8 protein-coding genes are annotated in these 7,264 nt (G+C 59.5%); 5 read left to right on the forward strand and 3 right to left on the reverse strand.

All coding sequences use genetic code 11. The features are described 5' to 3' along the window. Window positions 1-274 precede the first annotated feature (274 nt). Both JOZ76_RS20395 and JOZ76_RS20400 read left to right on the forward strand, forming a co-directional pair. The gene (locus JOZ76_RS20395) at window positions 275-475 is read left to right on the forward strand and encodes a hypothetical protein (RefSeq protein ID WP_291701217.1); all 201 of its coding nucleotides are present in this window, start codon (window positions 275-277) and stop codon (window positions 473-475) included. Window positions 476-703: 228 nt separating this feature from the next. Further along, window positions 704-955: a hypothetical protein gene (locus JOZ76_RS20400; protein ID WP_291701220.1), complete on the forward strand. Its 252-nt coding sequence runs from the start codon at window positions 704-706 to the stop codon at window positions 953-955. 1,098 nt (window positions 956-2,053) lie between these two features. Here JOZ76_RS20400 and JOZ76_RS20405 read toward each other — a convergent pair. Continuing rightward, window positions 2,054-2,776 (reverse strand): hypothetical protein, encoded by a 723-nt coding sequence (locus tag JOZ76_RS20405; protein WP_291701222.1) that lies wholly within the window; start codon window positions 2,774-2,776, stop codon window positions 2,054-2,056. Here JOZ76_RS20405 and JOZ76_RS20410 point away from each other — a divergent pair. Both JOZ76_RS20410 and JOZ76_RS20415 read left to right on the forward strand, forming a co-directional pair. Then, window positions 2,758-4,152, forward strand: coding sequence for a cytochrome B6 (locus JOZ76_RS20410; RefSeq protein WP_291701224.1), 1,395 nt, complete (start codon window positions 2,758-2,760; stop codon window positions 4,150-4,152). The two genes, JOZ76_RS20405 and JOZ76_RS20410, sit on opposite strands and share 19 nt — an antisense overlap. A 67-nt stretch (window positions 4,153-4,219) precedes the next feature. Further along, window positions 4,220-4,852, forward strand: coding sequence for a DUF4142 domain-containing protein (locus tag JOZ76_RS20415; RefSeq protein WP_291701226.1), 633 nt, complete (start codon window positions 4,220-4,222; stop codon window positions 4,850-4,852). 812 nt (window positions 4,853-5,664) lie between these two features. On the opposite strand, the gene JOZ76_RS20420 is transcribed toward JOZ76_RS20415, so the two are convergent. Beyond that, window positions 5,665-5,952: a hypothetical protein gene (locus JOZ76_RS20420; RefSeq protein WP_291701227.1), complete on the reverse strand. Its 288-nt coding sequence runs from the start codon at window positions 5,950-5,952 to the stop codon at window positions 5,665-5,667. Window positions 5,953-6,284: 332 nt separating this feature from the next. On the opposite strand from JOZ76_RS20420, the gene JOZ76_RS20425 reads away from it, so the two are divergent. Continuing rightward, complete coding sequence (locus tag JOZ76_RS20425) at window positions 6,285-6,677, forward strand: recombinase family protein (RefSeq protein ID WP_291701229.1); 393 nt, start codon at window positions 6,285-6,287, stop codon at window positions 6,675-6,677. Between the two features lie 192 nt (window positions 6,678-6,869). Here JOZ76_RS20425 and JOZ76_RS20430 read toward each other — a convergent pair. After that, a partial coding sequence (locus JOZ76_RS20430; RefSeq protein ID WP_291701231.1) for a hypothetical protein occupies window positions 6,870-7,264 on the reverse strand: 395 nt, incomplete at its 5' end.

Below are 7,264 nucleotides of genomic sequence, written 5' to 3' on the forward strand. Positions count from 1 at the left end.
ACTTTAGGCAGGCGCGATCTCCGAGCGAGGTGGTTTCTTCCGCCATCCGCAACAGGGCTTCCGCTTGCTCGCGCAACTGTCGAGCCTCAGACATAGAACGTCTCCCCTGGCGAAAATACATCCGCCTGGCGCAAGGTTCCCGCGACAGCCCTGGCGTAACCGCAGAACTGGCAGGCATTTTCGGACAGAGCTGCCCTCGGTCTCGCATTCCAGCTTGCAAAGGAACCGGCGACGGCGACCCGGATTTGCCCTGCTTAGACAGGGGTCGCGTGCCATGCCGGATCGATCTGAAAGCGGAAGCCTGAGAACCGCGCTGCACTATCGCGAGGAGGCGGCCCAGATGCGCGAGCACGCGCGTCGGGCCCACACGGCAAAGCTGCGCAACATGCTGCTGCAAAATGCCACCCTTTACAATCGGATGGCGGAGTGGGCGGAGCGTCAGAAGCGTAGCCAGGGCGACGGCGCCGACGCTTAGCGGCCTGCGTCGGCTGACCGCGTCTTCATCTTTTGCTTCGAGGAAAAGATGGCGCGCTCGGCAAAATCTCCTCGGGGAGATTTTGCTTTCCGCTCGCGCGGAAACCTCAGCGCTGCTGCATCAAAGAGCCTCTTGTTTCGACTCGCTTCACAAGCCGGCGGCCCGTGGAGCACCAAACACAAATCAAACGCGTAGATTGAACTTGCTGCTTGTATCCACAGGTGGATCATGTTCCTCGTCGCCCGCGTTTATCGCGCAATGCGCATCATTCACAAGGCGATCCTGGCCGCTATTGCGATCACGATCGTGATCGTCGGCGCCGCAACTACCTTCGGATTTCGTTTCGCGATGTTCGTCGGACTTCCACTGCTCATCGGCGGCCTGGTGTTCATCGCCTGGCGCGTCATTGTCGCAAGGGAGCGCAGGAGTTGGGCCGAGAAAGTGGACGCAGCCCACCGTCGTGAGGAAGGACAGGAATAAGGGGGTCCGGTCTCGATGTCCTTCGCGGCATTGGCCGCCACGTCACGAAAACCTCGCCGCGCCGAGCGTGGCCGGCCGAGGGTGAAGGACCTCGACCGGCCGGCGCGCCGGACTCAAAACGGCGCGCTCCCGAGGAGGCCGCACTTCGGCGAGGGGAAGACGAAACCCTCGCCTCTTGCCCACCCCGAGCCATGAATGAGAAGTGAGCCGGCCTCGCCGTGAATGGACCATGGCAGGGCCGGCTCTTCGGTGCCCGGTGGGGGGCGCCTCCGTCGCAGCTGGGCTGTCGCGCTGGGGGGGAGCTTCTGACCCGCTGCGGCGAATTCGTAGAAAGTGGGTTGGCCGCCGCGCCCCGGGCTAGGAGGGCGACGGCGGCCGCATTCGACGCCCTTCTCGCGAGAAAGTCTTTCTCATTGAAATCCTCTTCGCAGCAGATCGGGGCGACGGAAAATCAACCGCACGCAGCTCAACCCGTTACTCACGTCCTCCTTTAACAACTCGCAGCTTAATGGTCCCAGGAAGCTTCCTTTCGCGGGGGCTGGCACTCCACTCGCCACTGCGCCGGACCGTCTTCTCGTCGGACCACGGGACACCAAAGCACCAAGCGTATGTGCAAATTACCGCCGCAAAAATCACAACTGATCGAATCATCAACTTGCGCCCTGATCAATGGATGGGGCGCGAACGAAGCACCGATTGCGCGCCCGGCAACCTAATGCCATGGCTGGTTACCGGAGGCTTAATATCTCCTTGGGTCTCATCCCCGAAGCTCTTGCAAGTGGCGACCAAGCTCTTGTCCAGTAGCCATTAGGGAGGCGATTCGTGCCTCTGCTCGGGGAGGGGTTACCAGGGGGCGCTCAACTACTGATGTCTCATGAAGAGATTGCCGTTCGGGAATTGCCCTGGGGTCGCGAATTGCGGCGGCCCGCGTCTTCGAGCTCTCATCCTTTGCACAGCAAAAGATGGCGGCTCGGGGATGCTACTCCGCCGCCTTCTCTAATCCTCTCATTCCTTCGACCGCTCCCCCGAGGTGGATTAGCGATTTGCCGCCGGGCCACCTCGGCGAGGCCGGTCGTTCTGGGTCGAGGAGCTGTAGCCCTAGCTGGGCAGGCAAACGCCCGCCCTACGACGTCCCAGGAGGAGTTGGCGTGACGGGTCGGCCATCCTCCGGGCGGACCACTGATAAACATCCCAAATGCCGCTCCTCCCTCCCCCCATCCTGGGGACCAAGAGGGTCAGCGCGGACGAGGCGGCGCTCGTCGAGCCGGTCACCGCCTGCATGGCGATCCGCCAGCTACCACCTTCCCGGGCGTGAGCCCGTGTGTCTGCGACACGTTCCGAGCGCCAGGTTTCGCCCGGTTTGTCGAACGAGAGCGCCCCAATTCTAAGCCACATGTCACAAAAGATAAGCGTAGCAACTCGCCCGAGAAGTAGCTCATCATCGGCAGCGGCACGTCCCCACGGATCTTGGTAAGCGACTGCACCAAATCGTCGGCTTAAATCCTTAAGCGCATCTTCGGCGACGACGGCAATCGCTGCCACAAGGCGCCACTCGATTACAAGTTCAGGGTCTTCAACGCCGGAAGAAGCGGTGCATAACGCCCAAAGATTAAACGCGAGATTGCGCAGACGATCGCTCATCGAGCCATCACCGGTCATATCAAGCCAAGCACCGCACGGGTCAGCCAGAAGTAACGGGCTGCCACGAAGCATTTTTTTAAAGCACCGGAACTTCATTTCAGTTTGTTGTTTGATTTGCATCCTGACCTGACGCGTGTTCGCAGTTTTTCTGGAGGCGGCCGATGCGATCATGTTCGCCAACGCTATCCCCCTTGCTCGGCGCCCTTCTTTGTGCGGTTGGCGCATCCGCCGCTCCCCTTCCGCCGGACGCGTCGTATCGTCCTTTGCCGGCGGCACCATTCGATCAAGTGAAAGCCGATGATGAGGCGCAAAAGACGGAGGTGATGCAACGGCAGCGCAACCTGCTCGAAGAACGCTTCGACCTTTCTGATCAGCCGATCCCGAACATTTTGATGTCGGGAGGGCGCAAGTCCGTGCAGGGTGGGGTTCGCGTGAAGCTGCCGACCGGCATCTCATGGGACAGCTTGGCTAATATGTCGGCGGATGAGATTCGCGAGCGCGGCGTTCTGCCGAAGGGCTTCATGCCTTTGCCGCATGTAAAACAGGCGACGGGCGGCCAAGTATTTCCTGATGAAGAGATTGATGAAATCGCGCGCCAGGAGCAGCGCAATCTGCGTCGTTTCGATGTGGATTTCGATCTGCCCGATCGATTCACCCCGGAATTCCCCGCGCCAATTTTTCTGACGACCCATCCCGAGCTCGGCGATGTTTCCCGCGGGCAGCTTGTCACGATCAAGAACTACTATGAGCTATTCGTCGGCATTCTGACTCCCGTGCAGCTCGAAGGAATGCGGCTGCTGCTCACACCGTTTCCACAGGAGGAGTTCAACCAGACCGAAGATCGAAAAAGCGCCGATCAGAGCCTCGGAGTCACCTGCCTCGACTGTCATGCCAATTTCCACACGAACGGCGCTTTCCATCAGACGCCTGATGTGCGCCCGCAAGCTGCCCGTTTCCGCCTCGATACCGTCAGCTTGCGCGGCCTTTTTAATCAACAGATCCACGGCTCCAAGCGTTCGTTGCGTTCGGTCGAGGACTTCACGCAATTCGAGCAGCGCACCGCCTACTTCAATGGCGATCAGGTGAGCGCACAGCGCAAGGGCGTGAATCTTCCCAATCGCTTCGACCAGGTGCCGATGATGGCGCAGATGCAAAATATCATCGATTTTCCACCCGCGCCGAAACTTGATCCGACAGGTCACCTCAATCCGGCAAAGGCAACCCCGGAGGAACTCGCAGGCGAACAGGTCTTTATGGGAAAGGGGCGGTGCTCCTCCTGTCATATTCCTGAGACGGCGTTCATGGACAACAACATGCACGACCTGCAGCTCGAGCGATTTTATAAAGTTGGTCAAACACAAAACGGGTTGGTCATGCTCCCCGATGGACCCATCAAGACTTTGACGCTGCGAGGCATCAAGGATTCGCCCCCATATCTGCATGACGGTCGTCTGCTTACCCTCGCCGATACAGTCGAGTATTTCAATCTTGTGCTCGGGCTTAAGCTCAGTCAGCCCGAAAAGGATAACCTCGTGTCTTACCTGCTCACGCTCTGACGTTCACGCGCAAGAGCGTCCTAGACTAAAGCCCGGGCAACCAAGGATAGGATGAAGGGAGTTTTGCATGACCCGCTCACTATGGATTTGGCTGGGCGCACTCCCTATCTTTGCCTGCGCCTCATTCGCCCAAAATGCGGATCAGGGCAAACCGGCTCCCGGTAATCCCGCCGGGTCTCCCGCCGATACTCGTGAAGCGGCACCCGGAGTGCCGGCGCTCGGGCAAGCGAATGTCGCTGATCGTGCCTTCATTCGGGCCGCCATGCTGGGAGGCAGAGCGGAAGTGCAATTCGGCAAATTGGCGGAGACGAAGGCCAGCAGCGAGGCGGTCAAGAATTTCGGACGTCGGATGGCTCACGATCACGGGGCGGCAAACGATCGTCTCTTCTCCCTCGCCGGGCGCCTCACCGTCGCGCTCCCTCCAGATCAGCTCGGTCCCGAGCACAAGATCCTTTGGAGCAGGCTTGACGCTGAAGACGGCGCCAAATTCGACAAGGACTACATTGATGCGCAAATTGGAGATCATCAAAAAACGGCGCAGCTTTTCGAATACGAAATCGGCTCGGGGCAGGACGCGCAATTGAAGGCTTTCGCTTCCGATCAGTTACCCGTCATTTTCGAGCATTTGCGCATGGCCCGAGTTCTCAGCGATGCACTTGCGATCCAGATGATGGCGGCCGCTTCACCGCTTCAGAAGTGAAGGTCGCAACGGAATAATCTCGCGGGTTTGGACCGCCCTCGCGCGTCACCTTTTTGCTTGATCGCGAGCGAAGTGTTTTTCATTGCCGGTTAATCCCGCTGCCAGGGGCTTTCTCAAAAAAGGTGCCCTTGCTTATTTCCTCCAAGGGCCTTCGATTCGTTGCGTCGGTGGCTAAGCTCTGATCTTTCCTTTGTCCGTTATCGGCCCGCGGGTGAGCTCTCTTCCGATTCGGCCCCGAACACGTCCGCGTGCCCCCGAGGGGGACATCACTTCACGGACTTCTACATTTCGCAATTCAAAAGCCTCGTCACCTGCACGGCCGACCACCTGCCGGTTCGAACATTGAGCCCCTTGGCTGGCAATCCCGATAACCTCCACACGTTCTTGAACTTGGTCGCTCTCAATTCCGTGTAGCGAACTGTATTCGAGATGGACTTTGTGCGACAGGTAGTCGGCGAATCGTCCGTGCCACTTTCGACCCACAAATTCGGCAAATTACGCCGAAGGGGCGCCCTCGCGGCCCGGTCCAATGCAGACCTTGTGCAGCGCCATGGCGCTGATCTCGAGATGTGATTTTTCGTTGCGAGGAAACGACAGTCACGCACAGAAAATTTGCGTCGATGCGGCAACTTGATTCACCTGCAGCGAGCCCTCATTTCAAATATGTGATTTCCCGCTCCTCCTACCCGTCCGCGTCACGAAGCGCCAGCCGGTCCGCTCTACGTCGCGAGATAAGGGCGGACGGCTTTCGCCTGATCGCTTGTAGTGAAAGAAAGGCAGTCAAGCTCTACAGTCGAGCCGGAGTCGAGGCGCTACCCGCTGATCGGTGAAGCATTCGGACACCGGCGCATCTCGTCCGTTTTGCTCGACGGCGAGGCCGTGATCACCTTTTCTTTCTTCATATAGCCTTCGGCCTCGGATTCCGTCTTGAAGATCGTGGTTCCGAGAACCGTCACTGACGTTGCGGTGGCCGGTTTTTCTTTAACGATCTTGCATTTCTTTGTCGTCGTGTCGTGAATGACGTAATATTCGTCATCAGCGATCCCGGGGGCCGCAAATCCGGCAATCAGAAGTGCCGCGAGTGCAAATTTAGCTTTCATGAGCTGTCTCCTACTGTTTCTCTCCAGCAAGGAAATTGCACTCGCCCTCGCCTGTTCCGGGTCAAACCTTCATCATCTTCGCACCCGCCAGTCGATCACGCGCATAAGCTGGCTTGTGGGCGAATCTTCTTCATTTCGCACACCGCGTGCACACGTAGGCGCATACCCGCCCGCGCGGGAGGCGTCATCTAGGCGCAACGGAACCTGCGTAATTTTCGCCCCGGGCCCAGTTACGCGCATTGCCGCTCGATGAGAGCGATCTCCCAGTGCCCCCACTGCGGTTTCTGGGCCCACCCGAATTCCTGGCGTCGAGGCTCAAGGCGATCGCGAAAGTGATCAAGAAACCCGACCGCAACCCACGCGATCATCGCCACCCGTTCGGATTTGGCGTACCAGCTCGCCGAAGCGAGGACATGGAGGCCTTCCGGCTTCCTTTTGTGGCGCGCGCCGTCTCCCTCGTCGGGGTTTCGTCATTCTCAGCCATGCTCGATGCGCCTGAGGCCAACGGAGCGCGGGTAGTCCTCGTCGAGGATGCAACCCGCTTCGCCCGGAAAGTTCTCGCCCAAGAGCTCGGCATCATGGAGCTCATCGCCCGTGGCGTCACTTGTTGGGCGGCTAGAGGCGACCTCGAGCTCACGAACACAGGCGACGAGTTCAAGATCGCGATGCGACAAATGGCGGCTGCGTTCTCCGAGCTCGAAAAGACGCGCCTCGGAAAAAGCTGAAGCCGGCTCGCGATCCCAAACGAGCGGAAACCGGCATGAAGGTGGGCGGTCGACGAGCCGTCGCTGAGACGAGCCCCGAAACCGTCGAACTGGCCCGCAAGCGTTCTCGCAAGCGAAGGGCGGAACGCGAAGCCTTCGAGAGATCAGCGCCGAACTCGCTTCAGCCGTCTTCATGACCGGAAAGAGAACGCCTTACAGCACGCCCTTTTGCGCGGACAAGGTCAGGGCGCTAACCAAGTCTTTTTTGGAACGCTCCACGTCCGCTTGTCGAGCGCGTGCGGCATTCCAGCGCTGAAGTTGATACCGATGACGTTCTGGATGCCAGACTTGCGACTGGAGCCGCCCGCATCCGGTTTGATCGGCCAGGATGACCGGCTTGCGAGGCCGGGGCGGTAGCTCCCGGACAACGTTGCCTACGATGCGATTGCCGTCGACGTAGCTCGTCTGCAGCGCCAGGCGAGCATTCGTGCGACGGCTGCGGCGGCTTCTGCCGACGATTGCGAGGCCGGCGACCTCGTGAATCGCGCACGCGATGCGCAGGACGCAGTGGAACGCTGGCTCGTCGATCTTAAGCTTGCTGCAAAGCA

It is taken from the genome of Bradyrhizobium sp. (assembly GCF_019244115.1).
In the GTDB taxonomy this organism is placed as follows: domain Bacteria; phylum Pseudomonadota; class Alphaproteobacteria; order Rhizobiales; family Xanthobacteraceae; genus Bradyrhizobium.